The organism is Alcaligenes faecalis (assembly GCF_005311025.1).
Lineage (GTDB): Bacteria > Pseudomonadota > Gammaproteobacteria > Burkholderiales > Burkholderiaceae_B > Alcaligenes > Alcaligenes phenolicus.
Genome location: NZ_CP031747.1, coordinates 2,732,210 through 2,749,187, shown reverse-complemented (window position 1 = coordinate 2,749,187; position 16,978 = coordinate 2,732,210). Strand labels below are relative to the sequence as shown.

15 protein-coding genes are annotated in these 16,978 nt (G+C 58.1%); 8 read left to right on the top strand and 7 right to left on the bottom strand.

Annotated elements, in window-relative coordinates:
• Positions 1–17: 17 nt before the first annotated feature.
• The 7 genes from D0C27_RS12685 to D0C27_RS12655 form a co-directional block, all read right to left on the bottom strand.
• Positions 18–692, bottom strand: coding sequence for a GntR family transcriptional regulator (locus tag D0C27_RS12685; RefSeq protein ID WP_026483969.1), 675 nt, complete (start codon positions 690–692; stop codon positions 18–20).
• Positions 693–762: 70 nt separating this feature from the next.
• On the bottom strand, positions 763–2,532 hold the full coding sequence (locus D0C27_RS12680) for a TRAP transporter large permease (RefSeq protein WP_109089816.1): 1,770 nt from the start codon (positions 2,530–2,532) through the stop codon (positions 763–765).
• On the bottom strand, positions 2,529–3,122 hold the full coding sequence (locus D0C27_RS12675; RefSeq protein ID WP_060186779.1) for a TRAP transporter small permease subunit: 594 nt from the start codon (positions 3,120–3,122) through the stop codon (positions 2,529–2,531). The genes D0C27_RS12680 and D0C27_RS12675 overlap by 4 nt, the downstream gene beginning before the upstream one ends.
• 169 nt (positions 3,123–3,291) lie before the next feature.
• Positions 3,292–4,302, bottom strand: coding sequence for a PDR/VanB family oxidoreductase (locus tag D0C27_RS12670; protein ID WP_137431111.1), 1,011 nt, complete (start codon positions 4,300–4,302; stop codon positions 3,292–3,294).
• Positions 4,303–4,353: 51 nt separating this feature from the next.
• Positions 4,354–5,859: a Rieske 2Fe-2S domain-containing protein gene (locus D0C27_RS12665; protein ID WP_137431110.1), complete on the bottom strand. Its 1,506-nt coding sequence runs from the start codon at positions 5,857–5,859 to the stop codon at positions 4,354–4,356.
• A 34-nt stretch (positions 5,860–5,893) separates the two neighbouring features.
• Complete coding sequence (ilvC, locus tag D0C27_RS12660; protein ID WP_223254111.1) at positions 5,894–6,955, bottom strand: ketol-acid reductoisomerase; 1,062 nt, start codon at positions 6,953–6,955, stop codon at positions 5,894–5,896.
• Between the two features lie 74 nt (positions 6,956–7,029).
• Complete coding sequence (locus D0C27_RS12655) at positions 7,030–7,935, bottom strand: LysR substrate-binding domain-containing protein (RefSeq protein WP_137431109.1); 906 nt, start codon at positions 7,933–7,935, stop codon at positions 7,030–7,032.
• Positions 7,936–8,104: 169 nt separating this feature from the next.
• On the opposite strand from D0C27_RS12655, the gene D0C27_RS12650 reads away from it, so the two are divergent.
• From D0C27_RS12650 to D0C27_RS12615, 8 genes are all read left to right on the top strand, one after another.
• The gene (locus D0C27_RS12650; RefSeq protein WP_137431108.1) at positions 8,105–8,944 is read left to right on the top strand and encodes a class II aldolase/adducin family protein; all 840 of its coding nucleotides are present in this window, start codon (positions 8,105–8,107) and stop codon (positions 8,942–8,944) included.
• A gap of 74 nt (positions 8,945–9,018) precedes the next feature.
• Entirely contained in the window at positions 9,019–10,101 is a 1,083-nt protein-coding gene (locus tag D0C27_RS12645; protein WP_170978579.1) for a TRAP transporter substrate-binding protein, read from the top strand.
• Positions 10,102–10,431: 330 nt separating this feature from the next.
• On the top strand, positions 10,432–11,589 hold the full coding sequence (locus tag D0C27_RS12640; protein WP_009461449.1) for an ABC transporter substrate-binding protein: 1,158 nt from the start codon (positions 10,432–10,434) through the stop codon (positions 11,587–11,589).
• Positions 11,590–11,668: 79 nt separating this feature from the next.
• On the top strand, positions 11,669–12,514 hold the full coding sequence (locus D0C27_RS12635) for a branched-chain amino acid ABC transporter permease (RefSeq protein WP_021447158.1): 846 nt from the start codon (positions 11,669–11,671) through the stop codon (positions 12,512–12,514).
• Positions 12,511–13,491, top strand: coding sequence for a branched-chain amino acid ABC transporter permease (locus D0C27_RS12630; RefSeq protein ID WP_021447157.1), 981 nt, complete (start codon positions 12,511–12,513; stop codon positions 13,489–13,491). Before D0C27_RS12635 ends, D0C27_RS12630 begins: the two co-directional genes overlap by 4 nt.
• Positions 13,488–15,095, top strand: coding sequence for an ATP-binding cassette domain-containing protein (locus tag D0C27_RS12625; RefSeq protein WP_137431107.1), 1,608 nt, complete (start codon positions 13,488–13,490; stop codon positions 15,093–15,095). Before D0C27_RS12630 ends, D0C27_RS12625 begins: the two co-directional genes overlap by 4 nt.
• Complete coding sequence (locus tag D0C27_RS12620; protein WP_137431106.1) at positions 15,088–16,605, top strand: class I adenylate-forming enzyme family protein; 1,518 nt, start codon at positions 15,088–15,090, stop codon at positions 16,603–16,605. The genes D0C27_RS12625 and D0C27_RS12620 overlap by 8 nt, the downstream gene beginning before the upstream one ends.
• Positions 16,605–16,976: a hypothetical protein gene (locus D0C27_RS12615; RefSeq protein ID WP_021447155.1), complete on the top strand. Its 372-nt coding sequence runs from the start codon at positions 16,605–16,607 to the stop codon at positions 16,974–16,976. Before D0C27_RS12620 ends, D0C27_RS12615 begins: the two co-directional genes overlap by 1 nt.
• Positions 16,977–16,978: the final 2 nt, after the last annotated feature.

Here is a 16,978-nt window from a genome sequence, read left to right as displayed (position 1 = left end):
TTGGTTTTGTATTGTTCTTACACTGGCTGTTCCAGTATTTCCTGCAGGCGGGTCAGCAGCTTGTCGCTGGCGTTGTGCATATGCCGTTCGCAGATGGCAAGGGCGCCTGCTTCGTCGCCCGACGCAATGGCCGCAGCCAGTTCCTCATGCTCGTCCCAGATGGACAGACGCTGTTCTGCTGATTGCAGTACAGCCCCCATGACACGTCGCAGGTGTACCCAATGAACTTGTGCGCTCTCGGCGATCATGGGGTTGCCTGACGCTTCGTAAATCGCTTTGTGAAAGGCTTCGTCGGCTTCGATCATGGCGCGTACGTCATGACCACGAGCAACCTTGCGGCCCAGGCGGATCAGGTCCGGGTCCAGTACGGCACTTTGACGTGCCGCCAGCTTGGTTGCCAACGCTTCCAGGGCACCCCGCACCTGGTACAGATGCCCGATATGTTCCAGATCCAGCGGGGCCACCATGACGCCCCGCCCTTCGGCGTCTTGCAGCAATCCATCTTTCTTCAGGAGCTGGATGGCTTGCAGCACGGGCGAGCGGGACACGTTGAGCTGCTCGGCAATGTCTTCCTGAGTGATGCGCGAGCCGGGGGCCAGAGAGCCGTCGCTGATGGCATCGAGCAGGATGCGATAGACCTCGTCAACATAGTGTGGACGGGCCTGCAACTTACCGGAAAGCTTGGCATGCATGAGGTCTGGAACTCCGCTACAAACAAAAAACAAGTTAAGGCCGCAGCCTGGCTGCGGCCCTGGGTTTACATCAGGGCGTGGTCCGCATGGATTGCAAGAGCGCCGCCATGGGGTCCTGGTCTGACGTCGCTTGTACCTCGAACGGGTTGCTTAGCGGGTCGTCTGCCTGTATTGCTCCTGGGCTGAGCATGGGGGCGGGACGGTTCAGCTGGAGCAGGATTTCTTCATCGCTCAGGCTGACTGTTTTGTGCAAGCCTCCCGTTACCAGTTGCGGATAGGCAATCACAATACCCACCACCAGCAATTGTAGTACGACGAAGTAGGCTGAGCCCTTCCAGATCTGCTGGGTACGAACCCTTGGAATAGTTTGCTGGCTAACGGAATCTACATAGTCGGATCGGGGTGCCACGCTGCGCAAATACAACAAGGCAAAACCGAACGGGGGTGTCAGAAAGGAGGTTTGCAGGACCAGAGCAATCACGATACCGAACCAGATCAGATCAATGCCCAGGCTGTTGGCGACGGGTGCCAGTAAGGGCACCACAATGAATGCAATTTCAAAAAAGTCCAGGAACATGCCCAGCACAAAGATGATGGCGCTGACGGCAATGACAAAACCCAGTTCGCCGCCGGGAATGGCATCAAACAGGTGCTCTACCCACAGGTGGCCGTCTGCGGCACTGAATGTGAAGCTGAAGACGGTGGAGCCGATCAGGATGAACATCACGAAAATAGCCAGCTTGGCGGTATTTTCCAGAGCTTGATTGAGCAAGGACCAGTTCAGGCGTTTGCGTATCAAGGCCAGTATCAGCGCGCCAATTGCACCCATGGCCCCGCCTTCTGTTGGTGTAGCAATTCCCAGGAATATGGTGCCAAGGACCAGAAAGATCAGGATGACTGGCGGGATCAGGGCGAAGACGAAGCGTTCGGCCAGTTGCGAGAGCAGACCCCATCCTGTCACGCGATTTACCGTCGCAAACAGCAGCGCACTCAGGGAGGCGACAACCAGGGCGGTGATGGCCACTTGATCCGTGGGGGCCTGAGCCGGCTGGGAAAAGACCTGGGCCATGACTTCGTTGTGCAGGCCTGCCCAGGTGAATCCGATGAAGGCGCACAGCAGGACCAACATGCCCAGCGACCGTCGTCCACTTGCGCCAGTGGCTGTCACCTGACTTCTGGCCTGTTCTGGCAGTGCGGGCATCCAGGAGGGACGGAACAAGGCCAGAACAATGACGAATGTAATGTAGATCACCAGCAGCAAGAGACCGGGGCCCAGTGCCGCTGCGTACATGTCTCCGACTGAGCGGCCCAATTGATCGGCCATCACAATCAGGACCAGAGACGGCGGCAACGCCTGTACCAGAGCACCTGAGGCGGTGATGACGCCCGTAGCAATTTCCGGTTTGTAGCCGTAGCGCAGCATGACGGGCAAGGAGATCAGGCCCATGGAGATCACTACCGCCGATGTGACGCCGGTGGAGGCGGCCAGAAGGGCCCCTACCAGGACAACCGAAACGGCCAGGCCACCACGGACAGCACCAAAGAGCTGGCCCATGGTTTCAAGCAGGTCTTCTGCCATGCCCGACCGTTCCAGGATGATGCCCATTAGCGTGAAAAAGGGGATGGCCAGCATGGTTTCGTTTTGCATGATGCCAAAGATGCGTAGCGGCAAAACCTGGAACAGATTGGTCGGAAACAGGTCCAGTGCAATGCCTAGTACGCCAAATACCAGGCCGGTGGCGGCCAGTCCGAAGGCCACAGGAAAGCCGGTCAGCAAGAGCACAATCAGGCTCAGGAACATGATGGGGACGAAGTAGTCCGTGATAAAGGTTGCAATCATCGTGCGCCCTCCTGTGCGGTCGATAGCGCTTCGGCTGGCACATGAATAGGCGTGTCCTGGGCATTATCTTCAGCAATGCAGTCCGGCCCTTTGCCTGTCAGGAACAGGATACGTTTGACCAGCTCGGCCAAGCCCTGAAGCAACAGCAGGCTAAAGCCGGCAGGAATCAGCAGGTAGGCGGGCCAGCGCACCAGCCCGCCGGCGTTGCCGGACATTTCACCCGAATGCCAGGCGGCGGTGAAAAATCCCCAGCTCAGGTTGATGACAAAAATACAGAACGGGATCAGGACGACAACAATCCCGGCGATGTCCACCAGGTTGCGTCCCCGCGCCCCCAGGCGGGTGGAAACGAAATCGATACGAACATGGCTGTTATGCAGAAATGCGTAGCCTCCTCCCAAGAGAAAGACAGCCGCATACAGGTACCACTGAGCTTCCAGCATGCCGTTGGAGCTCAGGTCAAAAGCCTTGCGAGTAATGGCGTTGCTGGCGCTCAAAATGGTGGTGGCCAGCAATAGCCATTTGATGATGAATCCGATACAGCGGTTCAGGTGGTCTATTCCCCCCACCATGGTTTTCAATGCAGTCATTGTTGTCTCCGCGAATATTGTTGTGTTCGTCGTTGTGCTGCCGGGGAGTGTTTGATGGCGGCCGTATGCAAGCCGCTCTGTAGCAGGTGCTGTGTTGACTCCTTGGGCTACGAGCGTGCCCGAAGTAAATGGGGTGTGCCCTGGCGGGAGCCAGGACCAGGAGATGGCTTTACAGGTCCAGAACCAGTACGCCCGAGCGTGCGCGCGAAACGCAAGCGGTCAGGCAATGGCTTTGCTCGTCGGGGCTGAGGATGTAGTCCTGGTGATCAACATCCCCTTGCAGGTAGTTGACGCGGCATGTGCCACACAGGCCCGATACGCAGGAGGTGGCAATAGGCACACCGGCTTGCGTCAAGGCATCGCTCAGGGATTGATCGGGAGCAACCTCAATGCATTGGCCGGTACTGGCAATCTGCGCCATGAAGGCACCGGGAGGCAGGGTATTGGCATTAGGGGCAGGTTCAGGCGCCTTGAAGTGTTCGCAATGCACGGAACCGGCAGGCCAGTGCGAGCTGGCCTGCGCACAGGCTTGCATGAAGCCGGCTGGGCCGCAGTAATACACGTGAGTCCCTTCAACTGCATTGGCCAGCAGATCCTGCAGATTCAGACCTTGTGCGGGGTTGCCGTTGTCCAGATGCAGATGCAGGCGGCCTTGTTCTTGCCATGTGAGCAGTTCGGAGCCAAAGGCGGCCGTGTCGTGGCTGCGAGTGCAATAGTGCAATTCAAAGGGCTGACCCTGAGACTCCAGAAAGTGGGCCATCGCCTTGATGGGCGTGATACCTATACCCCCGGCTAACAGAATGGAACGGCGTGCATTCGGGTCCAGTCGAAAATGATTTCGAGGCGTGCTGACTGTCACTTGCTGCTGGACCTGCAAGGCGTCGTGCAAGGTGCGTGAGCCGCCTCGTCCATTGGCATCGCGCAGGACAGCAATGACGTAACGATGACGCTCATGAGGCGGGTTGCACAGCGAGTATTGGCGGATCAGGCCGGGTTGAATATGTACGTCTATATGGGCACCGGCCTCGAAGGCGGGCAACTCGCCACCCTGAGGACAGCTGAGTTCATAAGAATTGATGCCTTGTGCTTCGTAGCGGATTTGCCGGATCCGCAGTGACAGCAGCCCGTCCGGGTTGGTAGCCGCCTGGACGGGAGTGGCGGGTTCTGCAATGGCGTTCATGGCGCTCTCCGTATGGGGCACCCGCCCCTTTGGAGCGGGTGCGGCAGGCGATCAGGATTCAGCAGCGACAGCGCTGAGCGATTGTTGAAGTTCCTGCATGCTCTGTTTGACGAAAGCCTCGCGCTCCGAGCCTTTCAGATTGTCGGCCGAGGTCAGGATGCGCACGATTTCGCGCGTGGCATGTCGGCGGCGTGCGACTTCCTGGGCCAAATCCTCGGACTCGGGAATCGCCAGGACATTGCCCGAGCAATAGCTGTTGGGGGCGCCACCACAATCTTTCAGCCATTGGGCAAAGCCTTCGGGGGTCGCGGCAGGGTTGGAGCCACGCAAGGCATCGCGCAACATCTTGCGGAATATGTACAGCCCGGCGTCGAACTTGGTCGGGTTCTCCAGAGCATGGACCGCAATCGGGCGTTGGCTGATGATGGCCTCGTAATCGCCTGGTGCCTGCTGGCATTCCTTGTAGTTGTGGCGGGCACGATGGTCGGACGGGATGGGTGGCAGATCTTCCAGCTTGTACTGTCCAAAGCGCTCGGGACGGCGCATCGCAACCTGCCCTTCCAGAAAGTCGATGGTCTCGTAGCCCACCATCTCCTTGTTACCCACTCCGCGTGTATCAATGCCAGGGCCCATGACGCGCCAGCCAATCATCTTGCTGTTCTGGTCGTCCACGGGAACGGTCCAGCGCACGATGTGAAAGCGGCTGAAAAACTTTTGCTGGGCACCGTCTTCGGACGTGTAGGCATGCAGGCTCAGATTGGGCAGGACCTGGTGCTGAACACGGATAAACAGATTGTCCTTGCTGGCACGACGGGCACCCGCGCAGGCCAGGCTGCGGCCATTGTGTACCGGGATGAACTGCATGTCGGGGGCTACTTCCATGGAGGCCGCGCCCACCTCATCAAACGTGGTGCCCTGGTAGTTGCCGCCTACCACGTTCTTGGCAGCGTGCAGTGCGGTGGGGTGGAAGTTGTCAGCGGCGTTGTCCTGTACTTGCAGCCAGTTGCAGTGCTGGAAGTTGCTGAAAGCCACCAGTTCATCACCGGGCATGACGGTGAAGTTTTCCTCCCATTCTGGGAAAGGAGGTTCGGCATCGGGTGGGCCCATATAGGCAAAAATCAGGCCATGGCGCTCGAAGGCCTTGTAAGCACCCTGGCGGATGGAGCAGGCGTATTTTTCGCCCTCGGCCTCTTCGCCTTTGGGGTAAGGGACATGCAGACAGGTTCCGTCTACGTCGAACACCATGCCGTGATAGCAGCACATAATGCCCTTTTCCTGGATGGCACCGTACTCCAGAGAAGCGCCACGGTGGGCGCAATGGGCGTGCAGCAGGCCGATCTGACCGCTTTTGTCGCGAAAGGCGACCAGTTCTTCACCTAGGATTTTCAGGAAACGCGGGGTGTCGGTCAGTTCCGCAGCCATGCAGACGGGATGCCAGAAGCGGCGCATGTACTCGCCCATGGGCGTGCCAGGGCCAACTTCGGTCAATTCAGGGTCGTGATCAGGAATGCGGTTGGTGTAATAGCCGCCGTAGGGAATCAGTTTCTTTTCGGTCATGTCGTCCTCGTGTACAGATCAATGGTGGAAAGGGTCAGGCTACTTTTCGGTCGACCAGCGCCTGGGCGCTGATCCAGGGCATCATGGCGCGCAGCTGCTCGCCGACGATTTCAAGGCGGTGGCGCTGGTTCAGGCGTCGATGGGCATTCAAGGAAGGTTGGCCGGCACGGCTTTCCAGGATGAAATTCTTGGCATAGGTGCCGTCCTGGATGTCGCGCAGCAAGGCTTTCATGGCCTGGCGTGTGTCTTCGGTCACGATGCGTGGACCGGCCTGGTATTCGCCAAACTCGGCATTGTTGGAGATGCTGTAGTTCAGGTTGGCGATGCCACCCTCGTACAGCAGATCCACAATCAGCTTCAGTTCATGCAGGCATTCGAAATAGGCCATTTCTTCGGCATAGCCCGCCTCGACCAAGGTTTCGAAGCCGCACTTGACCAGATCCACCATGCCGCCACAGAGCACCGCCTGTTCGCCAAACAAATCCGTTTCGGTTTCTTCACGAAAATCGGTTTCGATAACGCCGGAGCGCCCGCCGCCATTGGCGATGGCGTAGGACAAGGCCAAGTCACGAGCCTGGCCGGAACGGTCGGCGTGAATGGCAATCAGGTGGGGGACACCGCCGCCCTCCACATAGGTGGAGCGCACCGTGTGGCCGGGCGCCTTGGGGGCGACCATGATGACGTCCAGATCGTCGCGGGGCTGGATCTGGCCGTAATGGATGTTGAAACCGTGGGCAAAGCCCAGCGTGGCGCCGGGGCGGATATGGGGGGCGACTTCCTGCTCGTAGACGCGGGCAATGTCCTCGTCAGGCAGCAGCATCATCACGATGTCGGCTTGTTGAACGGCAGACGCGATGTCTGCCACAGCCAGACGGGCAATGGCGGCCTTTTGACGCGAGGCACTGTTGGGGCGCAAACCCACGACCACTTCCACGCCAGAATCACGCAGATTCAATGCGTGAGCATGGCCTTGAGAGCCGTAGCCGATGATGGCAACCCGGCGTTGCTGCACCAGGGCCAGATCGCCGTCCTTGTCATAAAACACCTTCATACTGCCTCCTTTTTGTGAGTTCTGTGTTCTGTATACAGAGTTCAGTATTGTGGGGCGATATTCGAGGTGTCAAGGAAAAATTGGCAGGTCGGGGGAAATCCCTAGGACGGAAATTTTGCTTAGCGCATCGGGGTCAGGCTGGCCTCGCGCAGCAGCCATTCACGCAGGTGTTCCACGCGTTTGAGCGTGTCGCGGTGATTGCGGTAGTAGAGAAAATGCATCTCGCGTTGCAGGCTGCGACCATTGGGCGCGGGCAAGACGATTAGTTCTCGATTGTCCAGTTCGCGTTCGGCAAAGCGCTGTGTTTCCAGGCAGACACCCAACTGATCCACCGCTGCTGCAACTGCCATGGCACCGCGGTCAAAGGACAGACGCGGCCCGGGGGCGGCGGCCATACCATTGCTGCCAAACCAGTCAGCCCAACTGACCGGGCTGATGGTGGAGTCGATCAAGGGCAAATGCAGGTACCAGGGCTGATGCAGAGCCAGACTGGCATAGAGTTTGGGCGAGCATAAAGGCAACAGGGGTTCAGGATGCAGCGACTCCACCACCAGCCTAGGGTCGTGGCTGGGGGCATGTCCGTAGCTGATCACGCAGTCAATGTCGGTGGACTGGTGCAGATCGGGCGGCGTGGCATCCGTGCGCAAATGGATGGCCAAGCCGGGATGATCCCGCATGAAAGCATGTAGACGGGGCCCCAGCCATTTCACCGCCAGGCTGGGAGCGCAATGCACGGTCAAGGCGTGCGTACCCCCGCTCTCGCCCTGTGTGTCCTCGCAAAGCCGGGCCAGCTTGTCCAGCAAGGGAGTCAGTTCTCGATAGAACTCCTGGCCTTGGCTGTTCAAGCTGACACGCCGGTTGTGACGGACGAACAGGCTGCGTCCCAGATGAGTCTCCAGGCTTTTGACCTGATGGCTGATCGCGGAAGGAGTCAGGTGCAGCTCATCGGCCGCCAGGCTGAAACTCTCCAGCCGGGCGGCCGATTCAAAGGCTCGTAGCCAGGCGAAATTAGGGATGGCTCGCATGAGGGTGCCTTAAACAGGTGAATATTTTTAATCAATAGCTGAAAAAGCTTCGTTTGTCATTCATGGTTTTCGACCTCTACCATGGTTTTACGTTTCACCCGTACGCTGCGCTGGATGGGCTGGCGTGCGGGCAACGCAACATCTTGCCGAACCCGAAGGAGACCTTCCCATGAACGCTAAACCCGATATCAAAGAAATTTTGGCCATGACGGGCCGAAAGTCGATTTATCAGCCCGAGCAGCAGGGCCTGATCTATCCCGAAGAGCCCCAGTTTGAGTCTTTTGAAGAAGCGCGCACGCATTTGAAGCAGCGCCTGGTGGCCGCCTGCCGTGCCTTTGCCCTGCATGGTCTGGACTATGGTTTTGCAGGCCATCTGACCATTCGCGACCCCGAGCATCCCAGCCTGTACTGGACCAATCCCATGGCCGTGCACTTTGCCGATGTGAAGGTCTCGAACCTGATTCTGGCGGACCACGAAGGCAAAGTGGTGGAAGGCGATTACGCGGTGAACCGTGCCGGCTTTGTCCTGCATGCTGCGGTTCACGAAGCACATCCCGACATCGTTGCCATGTGCCATGCCCATACGGTTTATGGCACTGCGTTTGCCTCACTGGGCCAGGAAATCCTGCCTATTACGCAGGATGCCGCCGCCTTTTTTGAAGACCATGTTGTCATTCGCGAAGAAGCGGGTCAGGTTGCCGTGGAAACCAAGGCTGGTCACAAAGTGGCTAATGCCTTTGCTGGCGTCAAGGCGGCCATCCACCAGAACCATGGCTTGCTGACGGCCAGCCGTCACAGCATTGAAGCCGCCGCCTTCTGGTTCATTGCGCTGGAACGCTGCTGCCAACAGCAATTGATGATTGCTGCAACCGGCATGACGCCCACATTGGTGACCCCCGAACGTGCCCGTTACAGCCGTGAGCACGTAGGGAGCGAATACATTGGCTGGCTGCACTTTCAGCCGATCTGGGAAAACCTGTTGCGCACCCAGCCCGATATGTTTGATTGATCCGTCCCGCAAGCAGCTTGATCCGTTGGGGGCAAGCTGCTGACTTTGCATAAATAAAACGAGGAGACACAAGCGTGGAACGACGAGCAATGCTAAAACTGACCGGCCTGGCCGGCATTGTGGCCAGTGGCATGGCCCCTGCGGTCGTCAAGGCGCAAGAGAATTTGCGCTGGCGACTGGCATCCAGCTTCCCCAAGCACCTGGATACGATTTATGGCGGTGGGGAAGTCTTTGCGCAGAAAGTGCGTGAGCTTAGCGATGACAAGTTCAATATCTCCGTGCATGCGGGTGGGGAGTTGATGCCGGCCATGGGTGTAGTCGATGCGCTGGAACAGAACTCGGTGGAAGCGGCTCACACGGCGCCTTACTATTTCTTTGGCAAGAATGAGGCGTTTGCCTTGAGCTGTGCCATTCCATTTGGCATGAACTCTCGCCAGCTGACGGCCTGGATGTACCACGGCAATGGCTTGAAGCTGACGCGCGACTTTTATGCCAACTACAACATCGTCAACTTCCCCTGTGGCAACAGCGGTGTGCAGATGGGCGGCTGGTTTCGCAAGCAGATCAATACCCCGGAAGATATACGGGGCCTGAAGATTCGGATTGGTGGTTTGCCCGGTAAAGTCATCGAGAAGCTGGGTGGCATTCCGCAAAATATCGCCGGTGGCGAGGTGTATCAGGCACTGGAAAAAGGCGTTATTGATGCCGCCGAGTGGGTGGGACCCTATGACGATTTGCGACTGGGCTTTCACAAGGTCGCGCCCTATTACTATTACCCAGGATGGTGGGAAGGTTCAGTAGGGCTGGATCTGCTGGTCAACAAGAAAGCGTATGACGGTTTGTCGCAGCACTACAAAGATATTGTCTCGGCAGCCAGCACGTATGCGCATCTGGATATGCAGGCGAAATACGATGCCCGTAACCCAGGTGCCCTGAAAGAACTGGTCGGTCAGGGAGCCAAAGTCTTGCCTTTCTCCAAGGAAGTGCTGGATGCCTCATTCAAGGCGAGTGAGGAACTGTATGCCGAGCTGAATGCAAGCAATCCGCAATGGCGTACGATTTATTCGGATTACCGTGCGTTCCAAAAGGATGAGCTGCTGTGGTTCCGCTTCGCGGAAGCACGCTTTGATCAATACATGCAGACCGTGTCTTTATGAATGAGTGGTAGGAGTAGCCGGACCTCGGGGCCGCTTTCTGTTATGGAAAGCGGCTTTTTTTGGTGTCTGGGAGCAGGTGGTTTCAACCCCACTATTTAGCGGAATACATGCCCAGGCCATGATTTTTTTATATAAATATATAGATTAACGTCCGTACAAATAAACCGACAGACTGCGTCGGTGTTTTCCCTTAAATTTAGGCGTATTCCCCTGTGGGTGCTGGTTATAAGGTCATTGTCAATCCATATTTCCATAGACAAGTATCGGCTCCTTATTATATTGTTCGTATCAAACAACAATTATGTCCGGTCAATTAATAGGAGCAGGTCCATGAAAAACGGGATACGGGGTGTACTGGCAGCAGCAGGGATGGTGGCCGCGCTGGGCGCGCAGGCTCAAACGCTCAAGCTGGGTGTGGTAGGAGGCATGACAGGTCCAGGCGCGCCCTGGGGTCTGGCTATTGATGGTGGCGTGAAAATCGCCGTGGATGAAATCAATCAGGCCGGCGGCCTGGAAGTGGGCGACAAGAAGTACAAGGTTGAAGTGCTGACCTACGACGACCACTACAAGGCAGCGGATGCAGTAACCGCCACCAACCGTCTGATCGATCAGGATGAAGTGAAATACATCATCGGCCCGATTGGCTCGGCTTCGGTCATGGCCATGAAGCCGATTACCGAGCGCAACAAGGTCATCATGCTGTCCAACAGCTACTCGACCGAAGTGCTGGATGCGAATACGCAATACATGTTCCGCGTGCTGCCTACGCAGTACGAATACAACCGTCAGCTGATCGGCTGGTTGAAGCAGGAACGCCCCGAGCTGAAGCGTCTGGCGATCCTGTCGCCTAACGATGCCACCGGCTGGAGCACGCAAAAGATCCAGACCGCTGCATACAAGGACGCCGGTTACGACGTGGCTGAAACCAAGTTCTTCGAGCGCTCGCAAAACGATTTCCGCACCTTGCTGACCAGCATTCTGGCCAAGAATGTGGACTTCATCGAGCTGGACACCGTGCCACCTGGCCCGGCCGGGATCGTGATACGTCAGGCACGTGAAATGGGCTTCAAAGGCCAGTTCACCAAGTTTGGCGGCAATAACGTGGCTGAAACCGTGAAGTCTGCCGGTGCGGACAATGCGGAAGGAACCTTGGTGTATTTGTCGGCCGATCCGTCCAGCGAACCGTACCAGAAGCTGAGCCAGGCTTACGCCAAGGTCCACAGCAACAGCATGGATGACTTCGTTTTCTACTTCTACGATGCCACCCGCCTGCTGTTCAAGGCCATTAACGAAGCTGGCACCGTGGACGATACCGATGCCGTGCGTGCCCGCATTGAAGCCAATAGCAGCTTTGACGGTATTCAAGGCGCGATTGTGTGGGGCGGCAAGGATGTCTATGGCGTGAACCACCAGATCGCCACCCCGGCCTACCTGGGTGTGATCGAGGGCGGCAAGGCCAAGGTCATCAACAAGTTCGACGCCCGCTAATTACCGGTTTTGTTTCAGTACGCACTCCGCCACGGCGGTGGAGTGCACCTTGATACGGTTAGCAATTATGCAGATCGCAATGCAAATCGCCATCATCGCCCTGATGTCCACGTTCGTGTATGCCCTGGTTGCCCTGGGTTTCACGCTGGTGTTTGGCATCTTGCGGGTGGTGAACTTCGCTCACGGCGAGTTCTACATGCTGGGCGCTTACGCCATGTATGTGTTTTATGGTCAGTTTGGCTGGCCCTACCTACCCTCTATCGCGGCCGCTGCCGTGCTGGTGGGATTTCTGGGCTTACTGGCTGAACGCGGCCTGTTCCGTCGCTTTGTGGGCGACGAGATGGGCGGCATGATCATGTCCCTGGCTTTGGCGATTACCTTGCAGGCGGGGATCTCGCTGCTGTTCTCGGTGGACGAGCAATCGGTACGCCGTCCGGTGGAAGGTGCCTGGCAAATTGGCCAAGCCTTTTTCGCCAAGGATCAATTGCTGATCGTAGGCATGAGTGTGCTGGCGCTGGCCGCCTTCTATTTTCTGATCGAGCGTACCCGTATCGGCATGACGATACGTGCGGTGGCGCAGGACCGGGAAGTGGCACGTCTGCAAGGCGTCAGTTCCTGGAAGATCATGGCCTTCACCTTTGCCTTGAGCTGCGGCCTGGCCGGTTTGTCGGGTGCCCTGATGGCGCCGGTTTACACCGTGCACCCCTATATGGGCGAAGCCGTGGTGGTGAAAGCCTTCATTATTGTGGTTCTGGGTGGTCTGGGCAGCTTGCCCGGTGCGGTGGTTGCCGCCCTGATTCTGAGTGTTACCGAGGCCGTGGCGTCCACCTTCTATAACGCGACCGTGGCCACCATGTTGTCCTTCCTGATCGTGATGGCCGTGTTGCTGGTCAAACCCAGCGGTTTGATGGGGAAATCGTCATGAGCGCGATCAAAACTGCTTCTTTCTATCCGCGTGATGGCGCCCTGCAATGGGTCTGGCATGCCGTTGTGGTCGCGGTGCTGCTGGGCTGGCCCGTGTGGGCCGGACAGCCTCGTTTTGCCCTACATCTGGCCATCATGGTGTCCTTGTACGCCTGCCTGGCCATGAGCATGAATCTGGTTTTGCGCATCGGCCAGCTCTCGCTGGCGCATGGTGCCTTGTTCGGGCTGGGGGCGTATGCCTCGGCCATTTTGAGTCGAGATTATGGCTGGTCCTTTCCAGCCGCGTTTTTGGGCGCCGGAGTGCTGACGGCAGCATTAGCTGTGATCACCGGCCCTATTTTTATGCGTATCAAGGGTGTGCATTTCGCACTCTTGACCTTCGCCCTGGGCGAAGCCGTGGTGCTGTGCTTTATCGAGTTCCACGAACTGTTTGGCGGTAATAACGGCTTTGGCCAGATTCCGGCCCTGCAAGCCAGCTTGCCGATTCCTGAAGGGCGTTACGGCGTTTATCTGGTGACGGTCAGCTTTGCTTTAGTGGTGTATTTCGTGCTGCGGGCCCTGTACCGCCGCGAATGGGGCATGGTGGCGGACTCCCTGCATCAGAACGAGCAATTGGTGCGTTCCGGTGGTTTGAATGTGCTGCGCTTTCGGGTCAGTGTGTTTGTCCTTAGCGCCCTGATTGCCGGCTGGACAGGCAGCTTGTATGCCCACTACCAAGGCTATATCTCGCCTGATTCCTTCGGTTTCTGGACAGCGGTGAATGCCGTCATCATGAATGTGCTGGGTGGTGTGGGTGCCCTGGCTGGTGCCGTGGTGGGGGCCGCAATCCTGATCCCCCTGCCCGAGTTGCTGCGCGACTTGCAGCAGTATCAGCGCCTGATCTATGGCCTGACTTTGATTTTGCTGCTCTTGTTCATGCCGCAAGGTTTGGCGGGTCTGTGGCGTAAGTGGCGCGGTGCCCGCAAGGAGGCAGCATGAGCGTGCAATTGAGTGTTCAGGGTCTTAGCCGACATTTTGGTGGGATCCGCGCGGTGGACGAGGTGTCCTTCAGCACGGCTCCCGGTCAGATTACCGGCGTGATCGGCCCCAACGGCGCCGGTAAAACCACGCTGTTCAATCTGATTGCCGGTACGACCAAGCCCAGCGCGGGTGCTGTCACCATGGATGGTGCCGCGATTACGGGTCGCCCGGCCGCGTCCTTGGCGCGCCAGGGTCTGGTGCGTACCTTCCAGATGACACATGTATTTGCAGGCCACACGGTATTTGAAAACCTGTATCGCGCGGCTCTGTTCCGTCAGTTTCCTTCGCCCTGGTCGCTGTTCAACCCTTGGGGTGTGCGTCGTGGCCGCGAAGAGGCCGCGCGACAGGCAGAACAAGCCTTGGCCTTGATTGGCCTGGAGTCTGTAGCCGATGAGCAGGCCGATTCGCTGGCCTATGGCTTACAGAAGATTTTGGGTGTGGGTATGGCCCTGACAGCCATGCCCCGCCTTCTTTTAATGGATGAGCCCGCTGCTGGCCTGAACCCGGTGGAAACCGTGGCTATGGCCGACCTGATTGAACGCATCCACGCCAGTGGCATTGATGTGGTGGTGGTCGAGCACGATATGGGCCTGGTGATGCGCCTGTGCCAAAAGCTGGTGGTGCTGGTTAACGGTCGTTTGCTGGCCGAAGGCCCGACCGCACAAGTGCGTCAGGACCCGCGGGTGATTGAAGCCTATCTGGGTGCGGATCTGGATAAGGAACCTGGTCTGGAACCAGCCGTGGAGGTCCGCGCTGCGCAAAACGGGACGGGACACTCGGCTTCGGTCTCTACGAGTGGTCAGGGAGCTGCCAAGGTCGGCAAGCCTGCGCCCATGCTGGAAATCAAGGACTTGAGCGTGTCCTATGGCGCAGTACGGGCCTTGGACAAGGTCAGTTTTGCGGTGGAAGAAGCCAGTGTGTGCGCCGTGATCGGAGCCAATGGAGCGGGGAAATCGACCCTGATGAAAGCCATTAGCGGTCTGGTGCCGGTTGCTGGGGGAGAAATCCTGCTGGAAGGCCAGCCTATCCAGAACTTGAGTGCAGAACGCCGTGTGAATCTGGGTATTGCCCTGTCTCCTGAAGGCCGTCGCCTGTTCCCGGAACTGACGGTACGCGAGAACCTCTTGATGGGGGCGTATCTGCGTCGCGATCAGGTCGACATTACGGTGGATCTGGAGCGAATTTATGGCTACTTTCCGCGCCTGCTGGAGCGCGAGCAAAGCCAGGGGCGTCATCTCTCGGGCGGCGAGCAGCAAATGTGCGCGATTGGCCGTGCCTTGATGTCCCGGCCTCGCCTGCTCTTGCTGGATGAACCCTCTCTGGGGTTGGCCCCGGCGGTCACCTTGGAAGTGGCGCGCGCGATTCGTCAGATCAGCCAGGATGGCACCACGATTGTGCTGGTGGAGCAAAACGCTCGCCTGGCGCTGAAGTTGTCGAATCACGCCGTTGTGCTGGAAACCGGGCGCTTGAGTCTGGCGGGCGACAGCAAAGACATCATGAATAACCCACAAATTGCAGCAGCCTATCTGGGCCACGCCGCAGAGGCTTCGCATCATGCCTAATATTTACCAGGTCGCCATGTTCAATGCCGAGCGCTACCCCGACAAGGTAGCGGTTTCGGACGAGCGCCAGGCCTTGTCCTTTGGCCAGTTCTGCGCTCGTGCGCGCGCCTTGTCGGCTTACTTGAAAGGTTTGGGCGTACAGCCGGGGGATCGGGTGGCCATCATGACGCCCAATTCCATCGATTATCTGGCCTTGCTGCATGCCACGGCCGTAGGCGGTTTTTCTCTGGTGCCGGTGAACACTCGTTACGGCGCCACCGAACTGCGTTACTTGCTGGATGATGCCCAGCCTACCGTGTGCATTGTGGACCCGGCCTACCGTCCTTTGCGCGAGCAGATCGAGTCCGAAGGTGGTTTGAACAGTGCTGTGCAGTGGCTGGAGCATTTGCCTGAGTCCTTGCCCGATCACCGTGCGGATGATCCGGTGCAGCACCGCTTTGGCCGTGTGGGGGATGAAGATGTAGCCATCATCATGTACACCTCGGGTACGACCTCGGCCCCCAAGGGAGCCATGCTGACACACGGCAATTTGTCGGCCAATGCGGTGAACTACATCATGGAGCTGGGCATTGATGCCAACAGCCGCTCCTTGCTGGCGACACCCTTGTTTCACATTGGCGGCTTCGGGGTGGTGAATGGCCCCATTCTGTATGCCGGTGGCAGCTTGCACGTGGTGCCACGCTTTGAGGCCGATGCCGTCATGGACGCGCTGCGTCTGTACCAGCCTACGCATGTGTTCCTGTTGTCGGCTATGTGGGTAGGCTTGACCGATCACCCTGAGTTTAAAGAGCTGTCCCTGCCCGGTGCCCAGTTTGTGCAAACTGCGGCTGCGCCTTTGGGCCAGTGGCGTCAGGACTTGATCCGAACCGTGTTTCCCAATGCTGAATTCAGCTGGGGCTTTGGCATGACGGAAAGCTGTGTCACCACCATCAAGAATCGCTACACGCAGGAGATTCTGGAGCATCCCGGTTCCATCGGTTACCTGTGGCGGCATGTGCAGTATCGACTGGTTGATGCCGACGGGAAGGTGCTGCCCGATCAGCGCGGGCCGGGCGAAATGCAGGTGCGTGGCCCGACCGTGTTCAAAGGCTATTGGCGACAGCCCGAGCTGACTGCCCAGGTGCTGGATGCCGATGGCTGGCTGCACACGGGCGATTTGATTCGGGTGGACGATGAAGGCTTTGCCTATTTCATGGGCCGCAGCAAAGATATGATCAAGACAGGTGGCGAGAACGTAGCCGCGCTGGAAGTGGAAAACTGTCTGGCCAGCCACACCGATGTGCGCGAGGCCGCCGCCTTTGGCCTGCCCCACGAGTATTGGGGCGAAGAGCTGGTTGCCGCGATTGTGCCCGCTAATGGCCGTGAGCCGGATGTGGAAGTCCTGCGCGAGTTTTGCCGGGAAAAACTGTCCGGCTTTAAAGTACCCAAACGCATCTTTATTGTGGATTCCCTGCCCCAGTCCTCTTCGGGCAAAGTGCAGAAGTTCCTTCTTCGACAAAGGTATGTCTGATGCTGACGTCTTTATCTCTGTTTGACCCTGCCGTGCTGGCTGCCTGGGCCAAGCGCGCCCGCGCCGATGATTTTGTACGGCAGCATAGTGTCCTGGCCGATGTTTGCGTGGCGCTGCGCAATACCGACACCGGCGAGCATAGTTGGCTGGCCGTGTCAGAACAGGATGTGCAGGCGGGCACAGGCCCGCGCGAGGTGCCGTTCTGGCTGGAAGGCGATAGTGCTGCTTTTGCGGATCTGGCCCAGGGCTTTCCATTTAACCGCTTGGTGCGTCAGCACCGTCTGGTTGTGGGAGGCGATTTGCGCGCCTGCGTGCAGAACTGGATGTTGTTGTACGCCCTGACCCGCCTGACGGGCGAGCTGGAGGTCTGAGC

Excerpts from the sequence above, each read along its gene's own strand:
- D0C27_RS12685 (WP_026483969.1), bottom strand. The coding sequence starts at position 692 with ATGCATGCCAAGCTTTCCGGTAAGTTGCAGGCCCGTCCACACTATGTT.
- D0C27_RS12680 (WP_109089816.1), bottom strand. The coding sequence starts at position 2,532 with ATGATTGCAACCTTTATCACGGACTACTTCGTCCCCATCATGTTCCTG.
- D0C27_RS12675 (WP_060186779.1), bottom strand. The coding sequence starts at position 3,122 with ATGACTGCATTGAAAACCATGGTGGGGGGAATAGACCACCTGAACCGC.
- D0C27_RS12670 (WP_137431111.1), bottom strand. The coding sequence starts at position 4,302 with ATGAACGCCATTGCAGAACCCGCCACTCCCGTCCAGGCGGCTACCAAC.
- D0C27_RS12665 (WP_137431110.1), bottom strand. The coding sequence starts at position 5,859 with ATGACCGAAAAGAAACTGATTCCCTACGGCGGCTATTACACCAACCGC.
- D0C27_RS12655 (WP_137431109.1), bottom strand. The coding sequence starts at position 7,935 with ATGCGAGCCATCCCTAATTTCGCCTGGCTACGAGCCTTTGAATCGGCC.
- D0C27_RS12650 (WP_137431108.1), top strand. The coding sequence starts at position 8,105 with ATGAACGCTAAACCCGATATCAAAGAAATTTTGGCCATGACGGGCCGA.
- D0C27_RS12640 (WP_009461449.1), top strand. The coding sequence starts at position 10,432 with ATGAAAAACGGGATACGGGGTGTACTGGCAGCAGCAGGGATGGTGGCC.
- D0C27_RS12635 (WP_021447158.1), top strand. The coding sequence starts at position 11,669 with ATGCAAATCGCCATCATCGCCCTGATGTCCACGTTCGTGTATGCCCTG.
- D0C27_RS12630 (WP_021447157.1), top strand. The coding sequence starts at position 12,511 with ATGAGCGCGATCAAAACTGCTTCTTTCTATCCGCGTGATGGCGCCCTG.
- D0C27_RS12625 (WP_137431107.1), top strand. The coding sequence starts at position 13,488 with ATGAGCGTGCAATTGAGTGTTCAGGGTCTTAGCCGACATTTTGGTGGG.
- D0C27_RS12620 (WP_137431106.1), top strand. The coding sequence starts at position 15,088 with ATGCCTAATATTTACCAGGTCGCCATGTTCAATGCCGAGCGCTACCCC.
- D0C27_RS12615 (WP_021447155.1), top strand. The coding sequence starts at position 16,605 with ATGCTGACGTCTTTATCTCTGTTTGACCCTGCCGTGCTGGCTGCCTGG.